The 24,932-nt window shown below is 67.1% G+C and carries 21 protein-coding genes and 1 pseudogene; 5 read left to right on the top strand and 17 right to left on the bottom strand.

What is annotated here, in order from left to right; genetic code table 11:
* From ASC56_RS25460 to ASC56_RS25445, 4 genes are all read right to left on the bottom strand, one after another.
* Positions 1 to 3,786: type I polyketide synthase (locus ASC56_RS25460; protein WP_159039703.1), on the bottom strand; the 3,786-nt coding region annotated here is incomplete at its 3' end.
* A 125-nt stretch (positions 3,787 to 3,911) separates the two neighbouring features.
* A complete protein-coding gene (locus ASC56_RS25455) occupies positions 3,912 to 4,775 on the bottom strand; it encodes a thioesterase domain-containing protein (RefSeq protein ID WP_055493852.1) in 864 nt (287 codons plus the stop codon).
* Positions 4,759 to 5,025: an acyl carrier protein gene (locus ASC56_RS25450; protein WP_055493851.1), complete on the bottom strand. Its 267-nt coding sequence runs from the start codon at positions 5,023 to 5,025 to the stop codon at positions 4,759 to 4,761. Before ASC56_RS25450 ends, ASC56_RS25455 begins: the two co-directional genes overlap by 17 nt.
* Before the next feature lie 576 nt (positions 5,026 to 5,601).
* Positions 5,602 to 7,020, bottom strand: coding sequence for a carotenoid oxygenase family protein (locus ASC56_RS25445; protein WP_055493850.1), 1,419 nt, complete (start codon positions 7,018 to 7,020; stop codon positions 5,602 to 5,604).
* A 144-nt stretch (positions 7,021 to 7,164) separates the two neighbouring features.
* Between ASC56_RS25445 and ASC56_RS25440 the strand changes: the two genes are divergently transcribed.
* Together ASC56_RS25440 and ASC56_RS25435 are read left to right on the top strand one after the other, a co-directional pair.
* Positions 7,165 to 7,683 carry a PadR family transcriptional regulator gene (locus ASC56_RS25440; RefSeq protein WP_055493849.1) on the top strand — a complete coding sequence of 173 codons (519 nt, stop codon included), beginning with the start codon at positions 7,165 to 7,167 and terminating at the stop codon, positions 7,681 to 7,683.
* Between the two features lie 34 nt (positions 7,684 to 7,717).
* Positions 7,718 to 8,458, top strand: a pseudogene (locus tag ASC56_RS25435) (IS630 family transposase); the annotation flags it as partial.
* A gap of 81 nt (positions 8,459 to 8,539) precedes the next feature.
* Here the strand turns inward: ASC56_RS25435 and ASC56_RS25430 are convergent.
* Genes ASC56_RS25430 through ASC56_RS25415 form a run of 4 tightly spaced genes read right to left on the bottom strand, consistent with a single transcriptional unit; the run spans position 8,540 to position 11,076 of the window.
* Entirely contained in the window at positions 8,540 to 8,728 is a 189-nt protein-coding gene (locus ASC56_RS25430) for a hypothetical protein (protein WP_055493848.1), read from the bottom strand.
* Positions 8,729 to 8,747: 19 nt separating this feature from the next.
* Positions 8,748 to 9,245 (bottom strand): GPP34 family phosphoprotein, encoded by a 498-nt coding sequence (locus tag ASC56_RS25425; protein ID WP_055493847.1) that lies wholly within the window; start codon positions 9,243 to 9,245, stop codon positions 8,748 to 8,750.
* The gene (locus ASC56_RS25420; RefSeq protein WP_055493882.1) at positions 9,242 to 9,826 is read right to left on the bottom strand and encodes an HAD family phosphatase; all 585 of its coding nucleotides are present in this window, start codon (positions 9,824 to 9,826) and stop codon (positions 9,242 to 9,244) included. Before ASC56_RS25420 ends, ASC56_RS25425 begins: the two co-directional genes overlap by 4 nt.
* 17 nt (positions 9,827 to 9,843) lie before the next feature.
* Positions 9,844 to 11,076 carry a sugar MFS transporter gene (locus ASC56_RS25415; protein ID WP_063785002.1) on the bottom strand — a complete coding sequence of 411 codons (1,233 nt, stop codon included), beginning with the start codon at positions 11,074 to 11,076 and terminating at the stop codon, positions 9,844 to 9,846.
* A 158-nt stretch (positions 11,077 to 11,234) separates the two neighbouring features.
* On the opposite strand from ASC56_RS25415, the gene ASC56_RS25410 reads away from it, so the two are divergent.
* A complete protein-coding gene (locus ASC56_RS25410; RefSeq protein ID WP_063785001.1) occupies positions 11,235 to 11,999 on the top strand; it encodes a DeoR/GlpR family DNA-binding transcription regulator in 765 nt (254 codons plus the stop codon).
* Positions 12,000 to 12,102: 103 nt separating this feature from the next.
* On the opposite strand, the gene ASC56_RS25405 is transcribed toward ASC56_RS25410, so the two are convergent.
* On the bottom strand, positions 12,103 to 12,615 hold the full coding sequence (locus ASC56_RS25405) for a hypothetical protein (RefSeq protein WP_055493845.1): 513 nt from the start codon (positions 12,613 to 12,615) through the stop codon (positions 12,103 to 12,105).
* A 99-nt stretch (positions 12,616 to 12,714) separates the two neighbouring features.
* Here ASC56_RS25405 and ASC56_RS25400 point away from each other — a divergent pair, with 99 nt between their 5' ends.
* Positions 12,715 to 13,812: an integrase core domain-containing protein gene (locus ASC56_RS25400; RefSeq protein ID WP_055493844.1), complete on the top strand. Its 1,098-nt coding sequence runs from the start codon at positions 12,715 to 12,717 to the stop codon at positions 13,810 to 13,812.
* Between the two features lie 426 nt (positions 13,813 to 14,238).
* Here the strand turns inward: ASC56_RS25400 and ASC56_RS25395 are convergent, their stop codons facing one another.
* Entirely contained in the window at positions 14,239 to 15,477 is a 1,239-nt protein-coding gene (locus tag ASC56_RS25395) for an IS701 family transposase (protein ID WP_079102694.1), read from the bottom strand.
* Positions 15,478 to 15,689: 212 nt separating this feature from the next.
* On the opposite strand from ASC56_RS25395, the gene ASC56_RS25390 reads away from it, so the two are divergent.
* Entirely contained in the window at positions 15,690 to 16,097 is a 408-nt protein-coding gene (locus ASC56_RS25390; RefSeq protein ID WP_055493842.1) for a type II toxin-antitoxin system PemK/MazF family toxin, read from the top strand.
* A 195-nt stretch (positions 16,098 to 16,292) separates the two neighbouring features.
* On the opposite strand, the gene ASC56_RS39945 is transcribed toward ASC56_RS25390, so the two are convergent.
* From ASC56_RS39945 to ASC56_RS25365, 7 genes are all read right to left on the bottom strand, one after another.
* Complete coding sequence (locus tag ASC56_RS39945; protein ID WP_159039702.1) at positions 16,293 to 17,015, bottom strand: DUF6531 domain-containing protein; 723 nt, start codon at positions 17,013 to 17,015, stop codon at positions 16,293 to 16,295.
* Between the two features lie 325 nt (positions 17,016 to 17,340).
* Positions 17,341 to 18,108, bottom strand: a complete 768-nt coding sequence (locus tag ASC56_RS40715) for a hypothetical protein (RefSeq protein WP_159039701.1) — start codon at positions 18,106 to 18,108, stop codon at positions 17,341 to 17,343.
* Between the two features lie 77 nt (positions 18,109 to 18,185).
* Positions 18,186 to 21,017, bottom strand: a complete 2,832-nt coding sequence (locus tag ASC56_RS25385) for an RHS repeat-associated core domain-containing protein (RefSeq protein WP_055493841.1) — start codon at positions 21,015 to 21,017, stop codon at positions 18,186 to 18,188.
* The gene (locus tag ASC56_RS25380) at positions 20,944 to 21,642 is read right to left on the bottom strand and encodes a transposase (RefSeq protein WP_159039700.1); all 699 of its coding nucleotides are present in this window, start codon (positions 21,640 to 21,642) and stop codon (positions 20,944 to 20,946) included. Before ASC56_RS25380 ends, ASC56_RS25385 begins: the two co-directional genes overlap by 74 nt.
* 169 nt (positions 21,643 to 21,811) lie before the next feature.
* Positions 21,812 to 22,264, bottom strand: coding sequence for a hypothetical protein (locus tag ASC56_RS25375; RefSeq protein WP_055493839.1), 453 nt, complete (start codon positions 22,262 to 22,264; stop codon positions 21,812 to 21,814).
* A gap of 27 nt (positions 22,265 to 22,291) precedes the next feature.
* Positions 22,292 to 24,496: a hypothetical protein gene (locus ASC56_RS25370; protein WP_055493838.1), complete on the bottom strand. Its 2,205-nt coding sequence runs from the start codon at positions 24,494 to 24,496 to the stop codon at positions 22,292 to 22,294.
* A 5-nt stretch (positions 24,497 to 24,501) separates the two neighbouring features.
* Positions 24,502 to 24,900: a DUF6507 family protein gene (locus tag ASC56_RS25365; RefSeq protein WP_063785000.1), complete on the bottom strand. Its 399-nt coding sequence runs from the start codon at positions 24,898 to 24,900 to the stop codon at positions 24,502 to 24,504.
* Positions 24,901 to 24,932 lie beyond the last annotated feature (32 nt).

The following is a 24,932-nucleotide window of genomic DNA, read 5'->3' as shown; positions in this document are numbered from 1 at the left end:
GAAGCCCACGATGTCCTCAAGCGTCCGCAACTCGGCCAACTGCTCCGGACTGGCAGCCGCACCCAAGGCGAACCGCTCGTGCAGCACACCCATGATCTCCACCCGCTTGATGGAATCGATGCCCAAATCCGCCTCGACATCCATCCCCAGCTCCAGCATCTCCGCCGGATAACCCGTCTTCTGCGCCACCACCTCCAACAGCACCGAAGCCACCGTCGCCACGTCAGGCCCCAAAGCGGCAGCCGAAACGGGAGCGGCGGCGACCGGCGCGGGCGCCGGGGCCTGGGCCTGGGCCGGGGTCTGCGCCGGGGCCGGGAGCGCGGCGATGGCGGGTGCGGCGGGGACGGCCACCGACTGCGCCGCGGGGGCGCGGACGGCGGCCGGGGCGGGCGCGGTGTACGCCTCCGGCATGGGCGCGGGGGCGGCCACGGCAGCCGGCGCCGTCCGGGCCGCGGGAGCCGCGCCGAGTTCCAGTCCGGCCAGCTCGCACAGGATCTCGTTGGCGCGCAGGTGGGTGCGGCCGATGGCCAGGCTATGGTCCTTGACGGCGGTGACGCCGGAGAGCACCTGGTCCAGCTGCCCCTTGTCGTAGGCGCGCTCCAACAGACCGGCGAGGCGCTGTGCGCTGTTCAACTGCCCGTTGAGGTACTCGTCGTGCAGCGCCAGGTGGTCGGCGATCACGTTGGCCAGACGGTCGTTGTCCACGGATGCGGTCTCCTGAGCAGTGGGGACGGGTGCGAGGGCCGGGGCGAGGGACGGCGCAGGAGCCGCCACCGGCAGCGTGGCGACGGCCGCGGCTGTGCCCCGTTCGGTGTCGGCCGTCGGCTGGACGGCGGCGGCGACCGCGCCGGGCAGGTGGGCGACCGGCAGCGGCGCCACCGGCTCGGGCGCGGGGTCAGACGCGTTCGGCTCGGACGGCACGGAGAGCGTGGTCGGCGCGGCTGTCCGGTAGCCGTTCTCGATCGCCTGCCGGTACGCGGCCTTCCGCTCCGGCGAGACGTAGTTGATGCCGTTGAGCATGATCGCCATGCCCTTGACCGGCCCTCGCTCCACCGGCGGGGCGACGTACCGGTCCGCGGTGCTCAGCGGCAGCCCCAGGACGGCGAGTCGGGCCACCGCCTGCTTCAGCGCCAGGTCCGCGTCGCGGCCCGGGCCGGCGTCCACAGCCAGCGCGGTGTGGGGGCGCTCGCCGAGAATGCGCCGCACCAGCTGGGTGAGCACGCTCTTCGGCCCGAACTCGACGAAGGTGCGGAACCCGGCCGCGTACATCTCCTCGACCCGGGCGGCGAAGTCCACCGGGTGGATGAGCTGCTCGGCGAGGATCCGGCGATTGGCCGCGAGGTCCGCGCCGTAGGCGACGCCTCGGGTGTTCGCGTAGACGGGTCCGTGCGGCTCGGCCACCTCTGCGGCCTCGACATGGGCCCGGAACGCCTCCACGGCGTGGCCGACGTAGGGGGTGTGGAAGGCCGCGGACACCGGCAGCCGGGACGCCTTGATCCCGGCCTCGCCCGCGGCGGCCACCAGCTGCTGTACGGCCTCGGTGGCGCCCCCGACCACGATCTGGTCCGGCGCGTTGCGGTTGCAGACGTGCAGCCCGGGGATGCCGGCCAGCAGCTCCGCCGCCCGTTCCTCCGGGGCGCTGACGGCGGCCATCGCCCCGGCGTCGAAGCCGGGCTCGGCGGGCGGCGCCATGGCGGCGCCCCGGGCCCTGGCGAGGGCGAAGTACGTGTCGTCGTCCAGCGCCCCGGCCGCCCACAGCGCGGTCAGCTCGCCGAAGCTGTGCCCGAGGTAGCCCTCCGGGGCGAAGCCCAGCTCGCTGAGGTAACGGAACTGACCGGCGGCGAGGGCGCCGATGGCGGGCTGGGCGTACTCGGTGGCGCGCAGTGCGGTCTCCTGGGCCGTGCGCGTGGCCTCGTCGAAAGCGGGCGGCGGGAAGGCGATCCGGGAGAGCGGCTCGGCGCCCCGGAAGTGCCGGTTGGCGCGGTCGAAGGCGGCGCGCAGCGGCGGCAGCGCCAGCACCGCGGTCATGCCCGGGTTGACGTACTGGCTTCCCTGCCCGGCGAAGAGCGCGCCGATCCTGCCGCGCTCCCCGGCCTCGGCGGCGCGGCGACGGAAGAAGACGCCCTTGGGGTGCGACCAGGAGTCGGCCTCCGGGCGGGCGCGCAGTTCGTGCAGCGCGAGCTCCCGCAGTGCCGCGGCGTTCTCGGGGCCCTGCGCGGCGAAGGCGACACGGGCGTGACCCTCGGGGACGGGACCGCCCTGCGCGGGCGCGCCCTCGGCGAGCGCGGCGGTGAGCGCCGCTGTATCGGCGGCGTGCCACAGGTGGACCTGGGCGACCGAGAACATCACCTGGAGGTCCTCGCCGTCGCTGTACTCCTCCAGCACCACGTGGAAGTTGGTGCCGCCGAAGCCGAAGGACGACACGGCGGCCCGGCGCCGCGGGCGGCGCGGGTCGCGGATCCAGGGCCGCAGCTGCGTGTTGACGTAGAAGGGGCCGCCTGTGAAGTCGACGGCCGGGTTGGGCTGGTCGACGTTGATGGTGGGCGGCAGCACCTTGTGGTGCAGGGCCAGCGCGAGCTTGATCATGCCGGCCGCGCCGGCCGCCGCCTTGGTGTGCCCGATCTGCGACTTGACGCTGCCCACGGCCGCGTACTGCCGCTCCTCGGTTGCCGCGGTGACGACGGCGGCGAGCGAGCTGAGCTCGGTGGCGTCGCCGACGGCGGTGCCGGTGCCGTGCGCCTCGAAGAGCTCGACGTCGCCCGGGGAGCAGTCGGCGTCGTGGTAGGCCCGCTCCAGGGCGAGGACCTGGCCCTCCTTGCGCGGGGCGTAGATGGACTTGAACCGGCCGTCACTGGCGGCGCCGATACCGCGCAGCACGGCGTAGACGCGGTTGCCGTCCCGCTCGGCGTCACTGAGCCGGCGCAGCGCCAGCATGCCGATGCCCTCGCCGATCAGCGTGCCGTCGGCGTCCTGGTCGAAGGGCCGGATGCGGCCGGACTTGGAGAGCGCCGGGGTCTTGCTGAAGCAGAGGTACATGAAGATGGTGTTCTCGGCATCGCAGCCGCCCACCAGCATGGTGTCCGCACGGCGCTCCAGCAGCTCACTCACGGCCGCCTTGACGGCTCCCAGCGAGCTGGCGCATGCGGCGTCGACGGTCATGTTGATTCCGCCGAGGTCCAGCCGGTTGGCGATCCGCCCGGCGACCACGTTGCCGAGCATGCCGGGGAAGGAGTTCTCCTCCCAGGGGGCGTAGGCGAGGCGGAACTTCGCCGCGATCTCTTCGGCGTCCCGGTCGGAGAGGCCGCAGCTGCGGACGACCTCCTTCAGGACGGGGGTCTGCAGGCGGGCGGTGAGCGGCTGGGTGAGCTGGTTGGCGCCGGTGATGCCCAGCACGACGCCGGTGCGCGAGGCGTCGTACCAGGACTGTTCCGCCCCGGCGTCCTTGAGCAGGTCGCGGGCGACCACCAGGCTGAGCAGCTGGAGGACGTCGGTGACCTCCAGGGTGTTCGGCGGCAGCCCGAACTCCAGCGGGTTGAAGGGCGTGTCCGGGATGAAACCGCCGCGCTTGGCGTAGGTCTTGTCCGGCACCGCCGGGTCGGGGTCGTAGAACTCGTCGACGTCCCAGTGGGTGGCGGGCACGTCCTCGATGCAGTCGGCCGCCGCGGCGACCTTGGCCCAGAACTCCCGCAGGTCACGGGATTTGGGATAGAGGGCGGACAGACCGACGATCGCGATCGGGTCGCGGGCGAGGCGGCGGTCGAGGTCGGAATCCTGCGAAACGTTCACAGCGAGGCTCTCTCGAGTGTCGGGGCAGGGCAGTGCGGCCCGGCCTCGTTGCGGAGGGTGGGCCTACCGGCGAAGGTTCTGCTGGTACTCGATGCCGAGATACCTGAGGTTCCCGGTATCCGTGGTCAGGCGGCTTCGAGCAACGACGCGATGGCGGCCGCGGCGTCGGGGCGGGTGAGCATGGTGTAGTGGTCGCCCGGGCAGGAGTGCACCTCGAGGCCGTAGGGAGCCAGGGGCTCCCAGCCCAGCGTTCGGTCCCCGGGGATGAGGCTGCGCTCGGCCTTGACCAGCACCACGGGAACCGGTGCCGGCAGCGGACGGTGAGGATTGGTCAGACGGTTGTTGCGCAGCAGGCCGTCAACATAGGTGTCGTAGAGCTTGCGCAGTCCCGGGAGCGGGGTGGAGGGCAGCAGCACCTCGGCGGCGATGGCGGCCTCCAGCACCACCTTCAGGCCGTCGTCGACACCGAGGCCGGCCAGTCGCTCCGCGTCGAGGGGCAGCGGGCGGCCCCGCTTTGCGCCGAGGTACATGGTGAACCAGCCGAGCAGGAGGGGCGGTTCGAGCGCGTCGTCGTCCTGCTTGTACGCCGCGACGGGCGCGATGCTGTCCAGCAGCATCAGCCGCCCTGGACGGCGGTGCGACGCGGACAGACCAACCATGGCGTGCGCCACCACACCGCCGAAGGACCAGCCTGCCAGCACGTAGTCGCCCTCCATGTGGGCAACCCGGAGAGCCGTCAGCAACCGGGAGGCCAGGGCGTCGACCGTGGTGGCGGCACGGCCGCCGGTGAGCGCGGCCTGCCAGTACTCCGGCAGACCTCCCAGGTCGAGCACGGCCAGCCCCACGCCCGTGGGGAGGGCCTCCGCGAGGCCGCGGTGGACGGACGCGTCGAGCGCGCCGGGATGGACCAGGTAGACGGTGTGCCTGCCCGTCGCCGCTACGCGGTAGCGGTGGACGACGGGCCGTTCAGCGCTACGCGGAGGTTGCACGTCGGTCGCTCTCCTCCGCTATGTGAGCGGCCAGGTCCTTGATGGTGGGGTGGTACCACAGCGTCGTCGTGCTGAGCTCGAACCCCAGCCAGTTCTCGATCTCGCCGGCGAGGATCAGGGCTTCCGTCGAGTCGAGGTCCATCTCGTCGAAGTACATCTCCGGCGAGACCTCGGCCTGCTCTGCACCGAGGCGGTGCGCGACCTTCTCGATCAACCACTCCTGCGCCTCGAGCGCGCTCACTGCGGGCATGATGATTCCTTTCCGGGGAAACGGGACGGACCCGAGCGGGACAGAACGCGGTAGGGCTCGCGTGAAGAGTTCTACGGACGGAGGAATTCCGCAGACAGCCGCGAATCATGAGGACGAAAACAGCGGAACAATCCGACCGACTTCACTGGAGACGGCGACCCCATCGCCATCCAGAAGTCGCCGGAACGACAGACCCAAAGCCCTCCTTACCCCCAGTAAGCCCGGATCCAGGTTCGCTCTTCGCTCGCCGACGGCGATGGGACACTTCCGCGACCGGCTCTTTCCAGCCAGTAGTTGAAGCCTAGAGCGGCAGTTATGGACCCTCAAGAGACCACTCGTTAACAGTGGGTATCCATTGTTTTCCGGAAAATGAACGGAGTCAGGATTATTACCGGGCGGTCAGATGGAGAGAAATGGCTTTCCTTAATTCGCGAAAGAGAACACGGCACTCGCCACTTCCAGATGCGCAAGGAATGCCATGGACATGACAAATCTGCGGCCAAATTCCGAACGCGGACGATCTTCCGCGGCCTCAGAATTATCTACTTCCGGAACCCGAATTCACCCGCTGCGGTGCTACCGGAGGAAGGTGCCGTGGAACCCGAACGGGACGGCGTGCGGGACCTCGGCCCGAGCCAGCTCCTGGAAGGTCCGCGCATCGAGCGCCAGGAGATACGACGACGCGGTCGCCGAACGCAGGACGACCGCGAGCACGATCCCGTCGTCTTCCGCTCCGCGCCGCCCGTGACCGCTGGGCGCCGTGACAAAGACGGGCTCGCCGGGGTAGCAGCCCTCCTCCCGCCACAGAAGCGTGCTGCCGTCACCGACGTCGAGCTTCACCAGCTGGTTGAGGAAGTCATCGGTCCGGCGATCACGGGAACCGACACCGTACGCGTAGCGGTAGGCTCGGCCGTTGCGCTGCCCATAGGCGATGCGCGGCAACTCCAGGGATTCCCCCGACAGCTCTTCCGCCGTGACCGTGCCGGCCTCGGGATCCACGGAGAACCGCGTGGGCGTGGCCTGCGGGAGAGCACCCCCGCCACGGAGGGTGTCGAGGTACAGGGCCTCGATGATCGAGGCGTCCCGGTATGCGCACAGGTCGATGAACAGCCGGCCGTTGTCTTCCCAGGAGTTGATGTGGTGGAAGGCGAAACACGCCGGGCCGCGCAACACCGCGCGCACGTGTCCGCTGTCTCGGTCCATGACAATGAACCGAGTTCCGCGCTCCGGCTTCCAGCGGTAATTCTCGATGAACGGCCGACCGCTCAGCAGAAGCCTGAAGGGGTTCACCACCAGGGGAAATTCGACGAGCACTACGTGCCCGGAGGTGATGGCAAAGCTGTGCATATAGGCGGGCTCGTCGACACGGTACCGCCCGAGCAGTTCGCGACGCGGCCTGCCATCATGCCTCTGACGGTACACACGATATTCGCTGCGCCGCGAGAAATGCGTCACGTAATTGACGAGGTCGCCGGTGACCGGGTCCTGGTGGGGGTGCGCCGTCGTCAACTGCCCGCCGAGCCGGTCGTCGTAATCGACCACTCCGACAGTGGCGAGGGTTCCCGGCGCGAACTCGACCGGCAGCGGCGATTCGGTGAGCGCGACGACCTGGTCCCCGAACCTGGCGATGTTCACGTTCGGGTTGACGGGCCGTGTGCGCTGGAAAGGCGTGAAGAAACGGGCGAAGAGACTTCGGCAGGGGTCGGTGGCGAATTCCTGGTAACGGATCCGGCCCTCCCGGAGAACGGCCCGGCTGCTCGGCGTGTCGAGGTAACGGTTGGTGTACTCCACCCGGCCGCCGTCGACGGCGAACCGGTGGACCATGGCCTGTCCGTCGAACCAGTGGCGGAACCCCGTGCCGCCGGCCTCGAACCTGGCGGGTCCGTTCCGCAGCAGCACGCCACTTAACCACTCGGGCAGGCGCCCGCTGACCGGGAGCTCCACTGCATGAGTCTCGTCATCCAGGCTCTGGAAGCCGAGGCCGAACCGCGCCATCACACCACTCCCCGTTGCGCCGTTCCCACAAGAGCCCGGTCCGGGCGGCACAGGGGGGAATTGCACATTGGACCGACCACAGTGGACTATCGACGGCCAGCATCATGTACCGTCCACTGTGGAGTGTCAAGGGAGGGCCGCTTCATGGACAGCCTCAACGCCACAGCCGCCACACTCCTCGGGTTTCTCCACACCGGGGAGGCAAGCGGATACGAACTCGTCGCCATCGCCGAGGAGCTCGTCGGCGACTTCTGGACCGTCACCCGTAGCCAGGTCTACCGCGAACTCGCCGCCCTCGCCGAGCGTGGGCTGGTCACGGCAGGGGACGCCGGACCGCGCGCCCGCGTCCCTTACCGCCTCACCGAGGCCGGGCGCGAGGCGTTCGCACAGTGGATCGTCACGCCCCCGGGCACGGAACAGATCCGCTACCCCCTGCTGCTGACGATCGCCTTCGGCGGTCACCTCGACCGCGACCGGCTGCTGTGCCACGTCGACCACCACCGCACAGTCCACCGGCAACGCCTCAAGACGTACCAGGCGCGTCTGGAGACCGCGGGGATCGACGCCTACCAGCGCGCCACCCTGGCCTTCGGGATCCGCTACGAAGAAGCGGTCCTCGCTTGGATGGACGACCTTCCCGCCATTCTCGGCCCGTCCGACTAGTGTCCTGCGCCGGTAGTCCGTCGTTAGATCTCGTATGAGTTCTCCTGCCGGGGTGCCGGTGCCGCGTCGTGGTCCGAAGTTGGAACCGCTGCTGCTGGGCGATGACGAGCGTGCTGTGCTGGAACGCTTGACGAGGCGGGCCAACTCCGCCCAGGCGCTCGCGTTACGCGCGCGGATTGTGCTGGCGTGTGCCGGTCCTGATGTCCCGCCGATCGTCGAGGTGGCCCGCAACCTGCGGATTTCCGCGGACACAGTCCGCAAGTGGCGACGGCGGTTCCTCGCCGAGCGGCTGGACGGCCTGGCCGACGAGCCCCGGCCGGGCCGGCCACCCACCATCAGCGTCGACCAGGTGGAGGCGGTGGTGGTCGCCACCTTGGAGGAGATCCCGAAGAATGCCACGCACTGGTCGCGGAAATCGATGGCCGAGCACAGCGGCCTGTCCAAGTCCACCGTCGGTCGGATCTGGCGGAAGTTCCAGCTCAAGCCGCACCTGACAGACACCTTCAAGCTGTCCACGGACCCGTTCTTCGTGGACAAGGTCTACGACGTTATCGGGCTGTACTTCAACCCGCCCGAGGGCGCGGTGGTCCTGTCGGTGGACGAGAAGTCCCAGATCCAGGCCCTGGACCGCTCCCAGCCGGTGCTGCCGATGATGCCGGGCATGCCCGAGCGGCGCACCCACGACTACGTCCGCAACGGGCCGACCACGCTGTTCGCGGCGTTCGACGTCGCCACCGGCGAGGTCATCAGCTCCCTGCACCGCCGGCACCGGGCGGCGTGACGGGGCTCCGGGACAGAAGTCAGCTGGCGGCTCATGTGTCCGCCCAACTGACTCCCGCCCTGTGAGCCTGCCCGTCTATGCCCTGGTGCGGGACTGCTTCTGCTTCTTCTGCATCACATTGACACCCGCCAGAACTATGGCGAGTAGTAGTGGCATCACGACCGCAACGGGGCTGTTCCCGAAGAGCGGGGCCACCAGTGCCAGGACCAGCAGGATCACCACTGGGCTCCAGCGCAGGATTGCCTTCTTCTTGCTCTTATTCATGCTGGTTCTGTCCCTCCGTTTAGGTCTCTTCTTCTCGACGGGCCAATGGGTCAGGAGACTTCGTATCGTAGGAACCGCAGTCCACCCAGCACCGCGAAGGCGACCGCATACAGCCCCAGCACAAGGAATCCGGTCCCTTGCCCCATGCCGGTGGCCCCGGTTGCGCCCTCGCCTCGCCGACCCGCCGGCGCAGCGCACCGGGGGCGGCGGCGTGGGCACACTCCTCCTCGACGTGCCGCAGCGCGTCGGGGCCGAGCAACTCCATCCAGACCCAGGGTGCCCGTGCCCGACCGGCCCTGCTGACGCGGCCGAGCAGCTGGTCCTGCACCCCGTCACCCGTCGGGCCCCCGCCACACGGCACGACGCGATCGTCGGACAGCTCCAGTCGGCCCTCGCGGGCGAGTTCGAACAGCGCCGCTCCGACCACCGCGCGTCCGGCCTCGCTCCGGGACGACCAGGGCCAGCCCCCGTCGTCTCCCGGCCCGCACAGGGCCAGCAGGAGAGGGGTCGACGTCACCCGCCCGCTCCCTCCTCCAGGGCCGCGGCGAGGGCGCCGACGCCTGTGAACACATGGCCGTGCATGCCGACCTCACGGGCCGCCCGGACGTTGTCGGAGCGGTCGTCCACGAAGAGGATCTCCTGGGCGGACAGCCCAAGTTCACGGCTGCACCACTCGTAGGCCGCCGGTTCCGGTTTGGCGCTGCCGATCCGGCAGGACAGTCCGACCACGCTGAAGTGTCCGAGCCAGTCCTGGGTGGCCTCGTAGTGGGCGGCGAGCTCCTCGGGGATGTTGGAGAGAAGTCCGAGCCGCAGCCCCCGGCGGGCCACCTCGGCCAGGAAGTCCACGCTCTCCTGGTCGATCTCGCTCCAGCTGGCCAGGTCCGCGGCGATCAGGTCGTCGACCTGGCCGCCGGTCAGCGACATGCCGAGCCGTTCACCCACGCCCTTCCAGTAGGCGGGGCCCTGGACATCACCGCGGTCGTACGGCGGGCGCAGTGACCAGTAGGCGTCCCAGAACCATTCTCCGCTCACACCAGCTGTTCGTTCGATCAGAGCTTGCGACTGCGGAGACTGCACACGTGCCAGGACTCCGAACATATCGAAGAGGACGGCCTTCACGCCTGCACCTCCGAAGGGCTGGCGGCCCCAACGGGGCCGGGGCTCGATGTGGGCAGCCCGTCGGGATCTGGGGCATTCTTGCGCAGCCAGAGGCTGAGCAGCAGGCAGACGCTGGCCAGGGCCAGCAGGACAAGTGGGAGCGCCTTGATGGCCAGGCTGTCGATGACCACGCCGAGCAGCGGCGGGAAGGCGACGCCGCCGATCATCGATGCGGCCATCACATAGGCGCCGGCCGCGGCGACGCTCGGCACCGCCCGGTCCAGCCAGGGCAGGCAGGTGGGGAAGATCGGCGCGATGGCAAGGCCCACTCCGAAGTAGGCGTAGGGCGCCACCGAGGGAAGGGTCGCGAGCAGCAGGAATCCCGCCATGCCCATGCAGCACACTGTCAGGATCGCGGGTGCCGAGAAGCGCAGGCAGAGCGGGACCACGACGAAGCGGCCGATGGTCATGGCCGCCCAATAGGCCGAGGTGGCCGTGGCGGCGGCGGCAGCGCCGTAGCCGACGGTCTCCAGGTGGGTGGGCTCCCATCCGCCGACCCCGGTCTCGATCGCCACGTGGAGCACGTAGATGCCGATGAACGCGGCGATGATCGGCGCGACACGCGCACCTGTGCCGGACGCCGTCTCGGTGACGAGCTCAGGATCCCGCGCGGCCACGCCGCCGAGGGTGAACAGGATGAGCACACAGACGACCGCGACGCCGACGAAGATGGCCGGATACTGCTCGGCGCCGAGCCATCCCACCAGAGCGGGCCCCGCGATGGCACCCACGCCGAAGTGGCCGTTGAGCACGTTGAGCATGGCGGTGCTGCGGCGGCCGAAAGCGCCGGCGAACAGCTGGTTGAGGCCGTAGTCGACGCCGCCGAAGCCGAGGCCGATGACAAAGGTTCCGGCGAGGGCCAGGGGCCAGTTGGGCGCGACGGCGAAGAGCACGGCTCCCAGCGCCATGAGGAGGTAGGAGGCGCCGAGCAGGACGCGGTGGCCCAGTCGCGCACAGAGCACGTGATAGACGAGCACGCCGACCACTGCGGCGGCGAAGTGTCCGCTCAGGCTGAGTCCGGCGACGCCGGGGCTGACACCGAAGTCCTTGCGCAACTGGGGGATCGCCGGACCGTACAGCGCCTGGAGGGCTCCGATCACCACGAAGGCCACGCATGACGCGACGATCGCCAGCGCGGTGAGCTGCCGTTGCGTGACCCCGGACGGATCGGGTCTGCGTGCGGTGGGCATCGAACTCCTCCAGGGATGGTTAGGCGGACATCTGACACACCAGAAAGCCCACATCACATGAGCGGCACGGCTCAATACTCCCACAGATCATGTGGTTTCGAACAGATCCTATGTTCAATCGATCAGGGCTTGTCCACACAGCCGATACCCTCGCTGACATGAACGTGCTGGAGAGACACAACTTCGTGATCGAGCTGCTCATGCGGGAGAACCGCGCCACCGTCGCAGACCTCGCCCATGCGACGGGGGCGTCCGAGATGACGATCCGCCGTGACCTGGAAGTCCTGGAATCGCGCGGTGCCCTGCGCAGGGTGCGTGGGGGCGCGGTGAGCAACCTGCCGGGCGGGGTGGAACCGCCGTACGCCATCCGCGCCATGTCGGGGATGCAGACGAAGGAGCGACTCGCGCGCACGGTTCTGTCGCTGCTGACGGACGGCGAGACGGTCGCCCTGGACACTGGTACGACCCTGGTGGCCGTGGCCAAGGCCATGGAGAACCGGCAGTTCACGGTCACCCCGCTGTCGCTGCACGCCGCCTTCGCCCTCTCGACGTACTCCGACATCCAGCTGCTGCTGCCCGGTGGCCAGATCCGGCCGGGAGAACTCTCCTTCCACGGCCACACACCCGCCGAAACCTTCAAGGAGCTGTGCTTCGACACCTTTGTCCTGGGCTGCTGCGGGGTGGACCCGGCCCACGGAGCCACCGCGTACAACCTCGACGACGTCCGGGTGAAGCGGGCGGCTATCGACGCGGCGCAACGGGTGATCTTGGTGGCCACGGCGGAGAAGCTCGGTCGCGTGGCGCTCGGTCGTATCTGCTCAGTCGACGAGATCGCCCTTGTCGTCACGGACGCTGCCCCGGACAACCCGGTCGTGGAGGCGATGCGGGAGCGGGGCGTACAGGTGGTACACCCGCAGCCCTGAGCTGCCTGGAACGCTGTTCGGTATCGCGATCCACACGACCGTGCCGCCCACCCGGCCGTCGGCGTCGCGGCTGTGCTGCCCGACGGAACCGGAGACCGGGGAGTCACTGCCGGGAAGCGACTGTGGTGTCACGCCGCCGGGAAGGTCCGCAGGCGCTGCGCGAGCTGCGCGCGGTGTCTTCGGGCACGGCCTCGCTGACGAAGGTGCCAGCTCCCAGCTCACCGGCCGCCAGCCGTTTAGGCCGGTCCGGCCGGAAACGGTCGGAGATGATCTGCGCGTGCAGGTGGTTCGGATGCCGGTCTCGCCGGGCCGGTGCCTGTACCCATGTCGCTGTGTAAGGCAACGCCTCTTCCGCGACGTCCTCGAAGCACCGCAGTACGTCGCGGTATACGCCGGCCAGTTCCGCCCGCTCAGCGGAGGCCAAGCTGGGAAGGTCGGGCATGTGCCTGCGGGCGTTGAGATGCACCTCGTACGGCCACCGGGCGGCGAACGGGGCGAAGGCCGCCCCGTGCTCCGACCGCAGCACCACACGTTCACCGGCGCGCTCCTCGGCAGCGAGCGCCTCGCAGAACAGGCAGCGCCCTGGGACCCTGCCCTTGCCGAATACCTCATCCATGCAGGTGGGAGCAGCTACCGCGGGTGTCTGAGCGTCGTGACGCGGTGGACGTCTGCATGCGCCCACGTGAGCACGATCACCGCGACATGATGGGTGGTCATGTTGCTGCGACTGACATACCTGGGCATGACGAACGCGTTCGCGATGCTGCGACTGCTGCCGATGGGTGACCGGGAGAAGGATGTAGAGATCCTGGCCTTGCGCCACCAGGTCGCCGTGCTCGAGAGGCAACTGAGCGGGCAGCGGGTGCAATTCGACGCGGGTGACCGGGCGCTCCTCGCCGCACTGCTCCACGGTCTGCCGCGAGAGGCGCTTCGCCGGATCCGGTTGCTGGTCCGGCCGGACACGGTGCTGCGCTGGCACCGCGACCTGATCGCCCGACGTCACGCCGCCGCCTCCCGGCCCAAGCGAGGCGGCCGACCGCGTACCGTGCATTCCATCCGAGCACTGGTACTGCATCTGGCCAGGGAGAACCCGAACTGGGGTTATCGGCGCCTGCACGGCGAACTGCTCGTCCTCGGGGTGACGGTGGCGGCTTCCACCGTCTGGGAGATTCTCAAGGACGCGGGCATCGACCCAGCGCCCGAGCGAGCCTCGAGCACCTGGGCGGGCTTCCTGCGTTCCCAAGCCGACGCACTGCTGGCATGCGACTTCTTCGAAACGGTCACCCTGACCGGAGCACGGCTGTACGTGCTCGCGGTGATCGAGCACACGAACCGGCGCATACGGATCCTGGGCTCGACTGCTCACCCGACCGCCTCCTGGGTGACCCAGGCCGCAAAGAATCTCGTCATGGACCTCGAGGACACCGGCTGTCGAGCCCGCTACCTGATCAGGGACCGGGACGGGAAGTTCCCCAAGCTGTTCGATGCGGTCCTCCAGGACGCTGGCATCGAGATCGTCCTCAGCGGCATCCGGATACCCCGCATGAATCCGATCACCGAGCGGTGGGTGCAAACCTGCCGCCGAGAACTGCTGGACCGGACACTGATCTGGAACCAGCGCCATCTCCTTCACGCCCTGCGCGAGTTCGAGACTTTCTACAACGAGCACAGGCCGCACCAGGGCCTCGCGAATGCCCGTCCTCTGCGTCCGTTGCCCGAACCAATCGACGATCCGGAGCGGATCGCACGCCTCGACATACGACGACGCGCGAGGCTCGGCGGCACCCTGCACGAGTACGCGCATGCAGCTTGACCAGCACGGATGAGGTATTCGGCAAGAGCAGCCTCCTCGAACGCGGCGTGCCGCTCGGCGAACAGGTCGGCGCTGGCGAATGAGGTGGTGCGCAGATAGCCGATCACCTGCTGCGGCGTCCAGGCCCGAGGGAAGCGGAAGAGGTGCTGGCTGACATCGCTGAAGGCAGAGTCGGCGAGGTCCTCCTCGTAACGGCGGCTCGGCTCGGCGTAGATGCCGTGGCTACCAGCACGGCGATCAGGCCCGAGATAGGACTGGATCAAATCCTTCAGCACAGCGGTCCAGCCGGCATCGTCGGTCCACAGGCTGCCGTCACCCATGAGTGCGAGCGTCGTGTGGGGCTGCGACCCGGTCGGCCATCGCCAGCACGGCGGGGCGATTCATCCAGTTTCTCTGAACTAATACTCCAGCTGTAGATCGTGATCTTCATGGCTGGTTCGCGGCTTGTCGGCGGTTATGACCGGCTTGGGCTCGGGCCTGATGGCGACGTCGCCAGGCGGACCAGCGGAGCCGGTGGGCCGCATCGTGCACGGGCCGGACGATGAGTGTCGTGAACAGCCGCTGGATTTCGTTGCAGGTGAGCGGGATCAGATCGTCCGGGGCGGGGTGACGGGCATGTTCATCAGCGCGAACGACAGCGAGGAAGGCGTGAGCGAGCATGGCCAGGGTGACCCAGCGAGACCACGAGGTGAAGCGGCGGACCTGGTGTTCGTCCAGGCCGGCCAGGCCCTTGCCGGCCTGAAAGGTCTCTTCCACCCGCCACCTCGATCCGGCGACCCGCACCAGCGTGGCCAGGGGCACCGGGGCGGGCGAGAAGCAGCGGTAGTAGGCGAGTTCGCCGGTGGCGCGATTGCGGCGGATCAACAACTGGTGGCTGCCGGCCCGGGGTTCGGCCAGGTCGATGACGGCCCAGTCGTAGAAGCGGTGTCCTTTGGCGCCGGCCCCGGCCGACAGCTTCTGCCAGGCCCGCCTGGGCACCTTCGCGGCCAGGGCATCCGCACGGAACTTCCCGGCACTGGTGGTGACTTCAGCCGAGCAGGCGCTGGCGAGCACGTAGCCGACCTGGCGCTCTTCCAGCGCGGCCCGCAGCTTCGGGTTGCCGCCGTAGACCTCGTCTGCTGCGACCCAGCCCACGCGGTGCCCGGAGTCCAGGAACCGGCCGATCATGCGGGCGGCCAGCTCCGGCTTGGTCGCGAAGACGGTGTCCTCGCCCAGCCCTGCGGCCCGGCAGCGGTCCGCATCGCACGTCCACGAGCGCGGAATGTACAGCTCACGGTCCACCGCCGCGTGTCCGCGGCGGCCTGCGTAGACGAGGTAGACAGCGACCTGGGCGTTTTCGATCCTCCCGGCGGTGCCGGTGTACTGGCGCTGGACACCGACGGTGTGCGTGCCCTTCTTCACGTCCCCGGTCTCGTCGACGACCAGCACCGCATCTTCGTCGTGCAGATGTTCCAGCACGTACTCCCGCACGTCATCGCGCACCATGTCGGCATCCCACTTGGCCCGGCCGAGCAGGTGCTGCATGCCGTCCGGGGTTGCCTGCCCGGCCCACTCGGCGATGCTCCAGCAGTTTTTGCGCGGCAGGTCCGATAGCAGCCCCAGCACCAAGTCCCGCACCCGACGCCGGGGTTCAACCCACGCGAACCGGCCCGCTATCCGGGACATCAGGACCTCGAACGCCTCCTGCCAGCGGGCAGGGTCTACGCTGTGACTCGCGGCCACCGCATGATCTTCAGTCTTCACACACCGATGATCAACGGTGGCCGCGCCCGTCTTCACCGCCCCTCGGTCACGACGTGCGAAGACGGGGCCGCATCCCTTCCGTGTCCCGCACGGGGCACGCAGCGTTCGCCCGCCGTCTCGTGCCAGGAGGACACATGCAACGCGGTGAAGTCTGGTGGGTCGACTTCGATGAGCGACGCCCGGTCGTGCTGCTCTCGGACGAGGAGTCATCCGGGTTCCAGGCGATGCAGGTCGTCGCTCCTGCGGGCATCGACATCAGCGGCCTCGGCGTTGAAGTGGCCGTAGGCCCCCTGGAAGGACTGCCCTTCGAAGGCGTGCTGCGGTTCGCGTTCCCGCATCCAGGCTTTACTCCTTGCACATGGCTGACCACCGTGGCCCGGGACGACCTGGTCGAGCGGGCGGGCGTGTTGTCCTCCGCGAAGCTCAGCGAGGTTGGAGAAGCCCTCCATGCCGCTGGACAGAGGAGGGAGTGGACCCCGATGACGGCTGCCAGACTCCACGAGATCAAAGATGCCCGCCGTCTCGGAGGACTCGACGAGTAGCGGACACCTCTGCTGCCCAACTCGATCTCGTCGATGACCGACGGCGGCCCCCTCTCCGCCCTACTCCAGCAACAAGATCGCGATCTACGGCTGGAGTACTAAGGGCTTGCAGGGAATCAAGGTTGCGTCCCTGCAAGCCCTTAACCTCACGCTTGCAGCAGCGTCGTCTCCGTCGCGGAACAGGGCCGATGAGGTCTACTGAATTAGTCGGCCCTCGGAGTCGTAGACATACGTCCGTACTGTGCCGTCTACTCCAGCTACCTTTGAAAGATAGCCTTGGCTGGTGTAGGAGTACGCGATGTGGCCGCCAGCCGCCAGAGTGACGCCTACCAGCTGTCCCGAGCTGTCAGTGGAGAAGTACGCTACTCGCCCTTCCGCGTCAGCGACAGAGGCTATTCGGCCTGTCGATGTATACGCGAGTTTGAGACCTGCGCCCGCACCGTTCACGACGCTGGTAAGTCGACCGGACTTGTCGAAGTTACGTACCAGACTTCCGTCGTTAGCCTTGAGAGAGTAACTCTCACCTGCTGCGGTGAGCTTGTATGGCGCACCCTCTGGCGACGTATACGTACCGTCGCTCTGCTTGATGAATGGCACTTTGGTTCCGTCGGCATCATCCAAGATGATGGTGTCTGCTGATACCTCGAGCCTAGCTTCCAGGGAAAGCCTCCAACCCTTGCCAAGCATCCCTGACGAGGCGGCTGGATCCCAGTGGTAGTAGCGCGTGAGGTTGAACGGAACACCCTTGCTGGCGACCTCTACATCGACTACCTGCAAGTCGCCTGCTGCTCGGAAACTCTCAACCTTCTGCTCGACTCGGGCGGGCCCAAGGGATGCCGCAGCCGCCTGGGTAACACTCCCTCCAAGCACTGCTGACAAGCCGGCGACAGCAAGGAACGTTGGCATGCGAGAGGCCACAGAACTCACTCCTTGATTCCAGATTTTGGACCTACGAGAAAATGATCACAAACTGGTACCTTGGCGCGAGGAACTTTTAGGTCAAGCTGGTTCCAAACTCAGCCACTCTTGGGATGTGCAAGGTGGCGGAAACTCGATGAGGTTGACCGTGCAAATGACACGCATGAATTCGCACCACACCACCTTGCCGAGGTCTCGCTCCCCCCACTTGCTGAGAACGCCAGTGCTTAACGATGGCATGCGACTCAGCCGTGAACCTGACGAGGGCATCTTTGTCCGGCCAAGAAGCACCCTCGGCAAAGTCAAAAATTTGATGCGACACTGGTTATTCTGTTGAACGCCTAATAGCGACCGCCCCCAGAGGACGCGCGAAGTCATCGGACACGGCACAGGTTGCCTGCCACCCGTAATCATCGAAGAGATGAAAGATTCGAATGGTTGCGTCATCTAGCCCCGACATAACTTGGGCAAACCGGTCGAGGTCAAGGCTTGTCAAGTTGCGACTGTTTACATCTGTCACCATGGCGCGCTCTCTGTAATGGCGCGCCAGGGTCACAGGCGACGCGATCCAGACAGGGTGTTCATCCCCCTCTGAATTGGCTAGCTTTTCTACGGCGATATTTGCCGCATCCCATCCGTCTTCCATTAGTTCTCGACATAGAGCGAGAGCTTGGCCTCCCGAAATAGTTCCCACCGCGCCAATGCTATTCGCTGCCGAATTCTGCCCCACACCGGTGACTGCCGTCGCCGCGAGCGGCGAACGCATGTCATCCGACAGGACAACAAGGATGCGCCATATTTTGAAGCGGACAGAGAAGAAGCGAACGAAGGGTTCAGTACTTTCTGTCAGCGATTGAACAAATCGACCGATATCAAATGTCCTTTGGGGGAGGTCGGCATTTTGCGCTAGACGAGTACTATAGATTCCCGCCATGGACGCGGTTTTGACGCGAGTTGTTTCAATAGTCGCCCCTGGGTATTGTTCAAGGGCTGACGCGGCAAGCTGCGCTGATTCCCACCCTGAGTGGGAAAGTTGTGCGCAGCGTTCCACGGCTTGACCCACGTCCATTGTGACGATATCCGGCACTTCCATTCGCCTGCTTTTCCGTTGTAGGGGTAGGGGGAGGGCGGCCGCGGCTGTATGCCGCGGCCGCCTGGAGTTCGACCCCTCTATGGAGCTGGAACGTGGAACACCTTAGCTCCTTGGACGAGCCCTTCCACCAAGCTCTCGTTGCTTTCCCACAGCTCAGTGCTAAACATGATCGCCGGGTACACCGGCTGGCCAAGAGGGAGCTTCACTTGGAGGATGACGCCGGGAAGATCGCTTCGGCCTTCGGCAGCCCCGCGTGCGTACGACAGGGCCGTCTGCTTCGACGTGCTCCACGAGGTGTAGGGGCTGTTCGTGTTTCCATCGTGGTGTTGCTCCATACTTGCAGATCCACCGCGAGGCTTGGCTATTCCTTGCGCTGCGTCATCGTATGCCGGGCTCGCGATGGAAACGCCGCGGTACAGATAGTTGAATCCGGGCTCCTCAGGAATCGAATCCAGCGAGAAGGAGCTTCCGCCGCGGAAGGCCGGATCATCGGCATGCGCAGCCCCAGGCCCGAAGCGCACGCCCGAAGTGAGGTCTGGCGAGAACTTCCCCTTGAGCCAGTTGAACGCTGGCCCGAGAAGGCTGCTGCTCGCTCCCCCGGCAGCACCAATGAGCAAGTCCCAAGGGTCTGTGGGACGGCAGTGGGCCTGGTTGACGCCCCAGGAGAAGGCTGCCCCAACGCCAGCGTTGACGACCGAGGAGGCGGCGAGTGCGCGCCCGCCGGTAAGACCGAGGCCGCGGGCGAATGCGTTACCGATGCCGGGCATGAGAGCTCCGGCGATGCCACCGGTGATCGCACCTTCGCCGCTCGCCTTGGCAAGGCCGCCCCAAGTGAAGGCGCCGTTGCGATGTTGCCAGGTGTAGATCCCTCCATCAACCACTGCGCCGAATGCGGCGCCGATGCCGGCGCTCACGCACAGTGGACATTCGCCGGAGGGGTCGGCCTGATTGAGCGGGTCGTTGTTGGCGTACGCGTACGGGGCAGGGTTGGCACTGAGCTTGCCAGCAGGGGCGGGGTCGATGGTGGTGAAGCGGCCGGTGCTGGGGGTGTAGTTCCGTGCGCGGAGGTCGAGGCGTCCAGTGAGGTAGGGGTCTGTGTACTGGCCGGTGTAGCCAAAGGGGCTGGTCTGGCCGTTGGTGACGCTGGCTTTGCCGGTGGACTCGCCCCAGGGGCTGTAGGTGTAGGTGTAGTTCTCTTTGCCGGCTGCGTCGTGGACGGCGCGGATGGATTCCTGGCGGTCGTGCAGGAAGTAGAAGGCTCCGCTGCTGCGGTTCATCGCCTGGGGTGTGCCGGACGGGTTGTAGTTGTAGTCGGCGATGAGGGCGCCGGTGTTGTTGGTCTCGGTGGCGATCTGGGGCAGTGAGCCGTTGACGTCCCAGCGTGAGGTGCGGTCGAGCTTGCTGTTTTTGTTGGTGACGGTGCGGTTGCCGTCTGCGTCGTAGACGAAGGCGAAGGTGTCGGCGCCGATGGTGGCGGACCTGACGCGGCTGGCCGCGTCGTAGGCGTACGTGCCCTTGTCGTCTTTGGTGAGGTTGCCGTCGGCGTCGTAGGTCAGGTCCGTTGTCGTGGAACCTGCGACGCGTTTGGTCAGTTGGTCAGCATCGTCGTAGGTATTGCTGACATTGGTGGTGCCTGTTGTGGTGGCGAGGTTGCCGACCGGGTCGTAGGTGTAGGCGGTGCCGCCGGTCCCGTCGATGCAGGAGGCGGCGGTGGAGGTGTCGGTGCAGGCCCGGGTGAGGCGTCCGACTGTGTCGTAGCCGTAGCGGTTGGCCAGGCCGGTGGTGGTGGCGCTGGTGAATTGGTCGGCGATGACGCGGCCGTCTGGGTCCCGGGTGATTGTGCGGGCGCCGGTGCCTTCCGAGATCGAGGCGAGGCGGCCTGCGCGGTCGTAGGTGCGGGCCTCGGACAGCGCCGCGGTCGTCGGTAGCTGGACGGATTTGAGGTTGCCTGCTTCGTCCCAGCTGTAGGTGAAGGTCTTGCCGGCGGTGGTCTGGGTTTTGATGCGGCCGTCACCGTCGTAGTCGTAGGCGATGGCGTAGCCGTCGGGGTAGGTGCGGGTCTTGATCTGGCCGCTGTTGGTGTAGGTGTACGTGAAGGGGTTGGTGGCCCCGGGCGAGGTGATGGTCAGTGGACGGTCTGCGTTGTCGTACTGGAGTGTGCGCGTGCCCGTGCCATCGGCGGTGGTCTTGGGACGGCTGGCGTCGTCGTAGGTGTAGGTGACGGTGGGCGTGCCGTCCGAGTAGACGGTCTTGGTGAGCAGGTTGCGGGCGTCGTAGGTGTTGGTCTGGGTTTGCTTGCGGGCGTTGGTGATCAGCGTGCGGTTGCCGTCGGGGTCGTACTGGAAAGCGGTGAACCGCTGGAGCGGGTCGGTGATCTTGGTGAGGCGGTTGGCGTTGTCGTACTCGTAGCTGGTGGTGTGCTGATTGGCGTCGGTGCGTGTCTTGAGGTTGCCGACCTCGTCGTAAGTGAAGGCCGTTTTCCCGTTGTCGGGGGCCTGGACGCTGGAGAGCTGGTTGAGCTCGTTGTAGCCGTAGTCGGTGGCGTCTTTGCGGGCGTCGGTGGTTCTGATCAGGTTGTTGTCTGCGTCGTAGAGCCGTGTGGTGGTGTTGCCCAGCGGATCTGTGACGCCGGTGACGTTGCCTGCGGCGTCGTAGGTCGTGTGCCACGTGTACTGGGCGGAATCGGCACCGGTGACGTTGCCGCGCGGCTCGACGGTATCGGTCAGGCGGCCGTTGTCGTCGTAGGCGTAGGTGGTCTTGTTGCCCAGCTGCGTCGTCTCGGAGGTCAGGTTGCCGGCGTCGTCGTAGCCGTACAACACGGCGCGTTTGTCCGGGTCAGTGACGGTTTTGAGCTGACCGTCGTCGTCGTAGGCGTAGGTGGTCGCCTGGAGCAGGCCGTCCTTGGTCACGCCCCGAATACACGTCGTCACCGGCGAACCAGCGTGCCCGGACGCCCAGCTCGAGCGCGTTCTTGACCATGGCGGCGGTCTGCTGCAGCTTCGTCGCGAACATGATCCCTTCCGGGACGCCGGCTGCTTCACGGCGTTCCTCGTCCGCAGCCCAGTCTCTCGGGAGATACAGGGCCCGGTCGATGACCACCCGCACCGACTCGGTGACCGCGGCCAGATGCACGGCGACCTGACACAGTCCGACACCTTTGAGCGCGCCGGAGTACTGGCGGCCGGCGCCGACGCAGTCGGTCGAGGACTTCGCGTCCCCGGTCTCGTCCGCGACCAGCACCACTTCCTGACCTACGAGTTCACGCACGACCAAGCGGGCAATCTCCTCCCGGGCCCGGTCATGGTCGAACCTCGCCCGTGACAGCAGGTGCTGTAGCCGGTGCGGGCCTGGATGCCCCAGCGCCTCAGCCAGCGTCCAGCAGTTCCGCGTGTCCACCTCCCTCAGCAGCCCGGTGATCATCTCCGCTGCCGTCGCACGTGTCTCACGCCGCGCGAAGCAGCCCGCGATCGCATCCATTGCCGCCCGGAACACCCGGTCCCAGGCAGCCTGGGCTATCGTGGCCTCCACGGCCACCTGGTCCTGAAACGTCGTCACAAACGTTCATGATCATGGTGGCCGTATCTGTGCCCGCACCCGACCCCGCAAGTCTCCTACCAGCGCCGACGCCGGAACTACAACTGCCGTGTCTGACCAGGATTTTCTGCCGGACTCTTCATCTGTCCTGCCGCTTCCCGGGCCGTGCTCATTCGTTGTCGGCCTGTGGCGACAATTTCAAGGTGAGCTCTGCGCTGGCCAGCATCCGGACGATTTCGATCGGGCGGTTGGAGAATTCCTTGGCTACGACATCGATGGGGTCAACCCGACGAGTCTGCCCATCGAGTCCGGTTGCCTCGATGACATAGCGGAACCCGACGGGCCCCGTGGGATCGTCCACGACGGTCCAGTGCGCGTCGTACTTCTGGATGAGGAAGTCCGCGACATAGGATGCCAGGTCCAAGTGCAGAGTGACCCAGTCGGACTCCTCGAATTCACTCAGAGGGGCCCGAGATACATAGTCGTCCAAGGCTGGAATGACGCTCATCGGGTCGCTGGTATACACATCGAGAGGCACCCCGAGCATGTCCGCAATGTCGATGGCGTTCCGGCGCCTCTCCTCGCTCCAGCCTTGAAGGTCTGGTTCATTCGCGTTTACCACGCCTTGTTCCTTTCATGGGATTCGGAGCTACTTGGGGGCCGGGCCGTACTCGATGAAGATGATGCGAGCCTGTATGAGGTAGTTCCTCAGCGGCTGAGATGGAGGCGCATGCAGGAAGAGCCAGCGTGGATCGAAGCGGGGATTCAGGCGTCGTAGCGTCAGGTCCTTGTTGATTTGCTCAATTATGCCATCATTCAGGGGAACTTCGCCCATCACCGGGCGGGTGCCGCCGTCCTTGAGTTTGATCGTCCTCCATTCAAGATAGTGCTTTACCTCCACAGCCAGAGTACGACCGCCCGGCATATCCACCGGGACATCAACATTGCGGCCACCTGGTGCCTCTACAGGGTAGTAAGGGTGGTCGTGGGTGGGCACGCGATAGTGCCGCTCCGGTGCACCGCCGGCAATCTTGCGGACGTAGTCCTCCGCGCCCTTGTACCGCTCCCGGCTGTGACGCATGCTCCGCATCTCATGCAGAGTGCGGTCAGCGGTGCCTGGCGGGAGCGCACGGCGCGTGTAGTCGGGTTCGCCGTCGGAGCTGCCGTGATGGTGTGCTTCGGGCGAGTGGCTGCCCGCATCGGCGTGTGAATCGTGAGCCTCGTGCGCATCGGCAGCGTCGTGGTCGGCCGAGCTGTGGTCGGCTTCGGAACCGTGAGAGCCGTGTCCTGCCCCTGGGGAGCCGTGTCCGCCTGTTCCGCCACCGGCCCCGGACCGTCCGTACGACTCTGTACCGGCGGATCTGGTGGACGAGCCTTCGCGTGATGCCGTGTGACCGGCGTCGTGTCCGCCTGCCTGCCCCGGTATGTGCCCATACGTATGAGTGGCGCCGGTGCCATGCTCCGCCCGGGCGCCGATCCCGACCAACTCGTGCGATCGGTTCGAGTGGGCGGAGACATCCGTTGCGCCGCGTGACGAATCGGAGATCGTGTGGCTCGGGGACACCTCGCCGTGGCCGCGGTCGGCGGCGGCAGCCTCGTGCGGGGCTTCGGCAAGGTTGGGCGTGCCGTCGGCGTTGATCGGGATGAGCTGGCCGTCCTTGCCCACGCGGTAGCGGTCGTTGAGGTCGAGTACCGCGTCGGGGAACTTCGTCGGAGGCAGCCGAAGGCGGTCGCTGATGTTGGCCAGCACCTCCGAGACCTTCGGCAGGTTCGAGATGGCTTTGGCCGCCTTCATACCGCCGGAGATCGGGTCCAGGACGTCGCCGACCTTGGCCACGGTGCCGGCGGTTTCCGCGATCCTGCCTGCCTTGCCCAGCTTGGCGAGGGCACCGCCGGCGCCTGCGACCGCGGTGAGGATGTTGAAGGAGGCGACGGCGTGCGCGCGGGCCGGGTCCTCGTCCCACATGTCATAGGCGACGAACTGCTTGCCGAACTCCTTCGCGTACGCCTCGCTGCCACGCTGCCAGCCCGAGAGATGGTCACCCTGCCCGGCCGCGTCCATCCCGTAGGCGTAGGCGCCGACGACGGTGCGTCTGAGGCCCTCCCAGGTCTGGTGCTGTGCTTCGGAGCCGTTGATGCCCAGGAGGTTGTCCTCGAGGATGCCGAGACCGACGAAGCCGCCCCAGATGCTGTCCTTAGCGATGCCGTCCCACGCCCAGCTCTTGATGCCGTGGCCCCACCAGTCCAGGCTCCAGCGCTCGTAGGTGCGGCCCTCCGGGCTACCCCACGGCAGGTTCTTCGCGTCCTTGAGCATGGAGGTGCTCACGCCGTACATGCCGGGCGCGTGGCTGCCGTCGTCGGCCACCCAGCCGGGGCGGCACAGCGCCGGGCTGATTGCGCTGATCTTGTTGGCGGCGTTGCGTTCGGCTTCCTGGAAGCCTTCGACCGCCGCCGCCACGCCGTCCATCAGCGCCTGGTGCTTGTCGACCTTCTTCTGGTCGTGGGACCAGTTGTCATCGCCCTCGACGCTGTCGACGAAGGCAATGGCGTCCAGCCTCAGCTGCTTCAGCCGGTCGGCACACGGCTTGGCTTCCGCGACGAAGGTGTCCAGGGCATTGGCGAGAGACTCGATGTCGCCGGCGAACTCATCCGCCGCGTCCATCACCGGTTGGGTGCAGGAGAAAAGCTGCTCGGCCTCCGGGGCCTTGTAGTACGCAGCCGTGGCCTGGAAGCGGGAATGGACGTCCTGACCCGCGTTACGGATGCCGGATGCGTGCGTGCGTAGATCGGAGACGGCCTTGTCCAGCTTGGTGAAGTCGCCCGTGTACTGCGGTATGCCACCCGGATCGATCACGTCGACTACTTCTCCCCGTTGTGGTTCGTCGGGTGCGCCACGGCACGCAGTTCAGCGGGCGTGGGTACCTTCGACGCCTCCCGCTGGGCCCGCGCGGCCATGGTCAGATCGCCCTCGACGTACTCGGTGGTGGCCTTGACCGTCCCGTCCATGGTCTTCTTGATGCGAGCCGCCATGAACGCGATCCGGCCCTCGGTGTCGGACACGAAGTTCGCCACCGCCGCACCCACCGGCCCCTCGGGGGCCGTGCCGCAGTACGGACCACTGATCGTGCCCGCGGACAGGGCCGCGTCCTGAACGCTCTCCCCGTAGCCCTTGACGTCCTTGCTCAGGTCGTCGGCCGCAAGACCCACCAACGACAGGATGGACTCCACCCCACTGGGCGTGATGTCCCAGCCCGTCACTCCAACCCCCGTGCGTCCCCTAGCAGATACGT

The sequence above is a fragment of the Streptomyces sp. TP-A0356 genome (assembly GCF_001417775.1).
GTDB lineage: Bacteria > Actinomycetota > Actinomycetes > Streptomycetales > Streptomycetaceae > Streptomyces.
The sequence above is the reverse complement of the archived record's forward strand: the minus strand, read 5'-3'. Positions and strand labels throughout refer to the sequence as shown.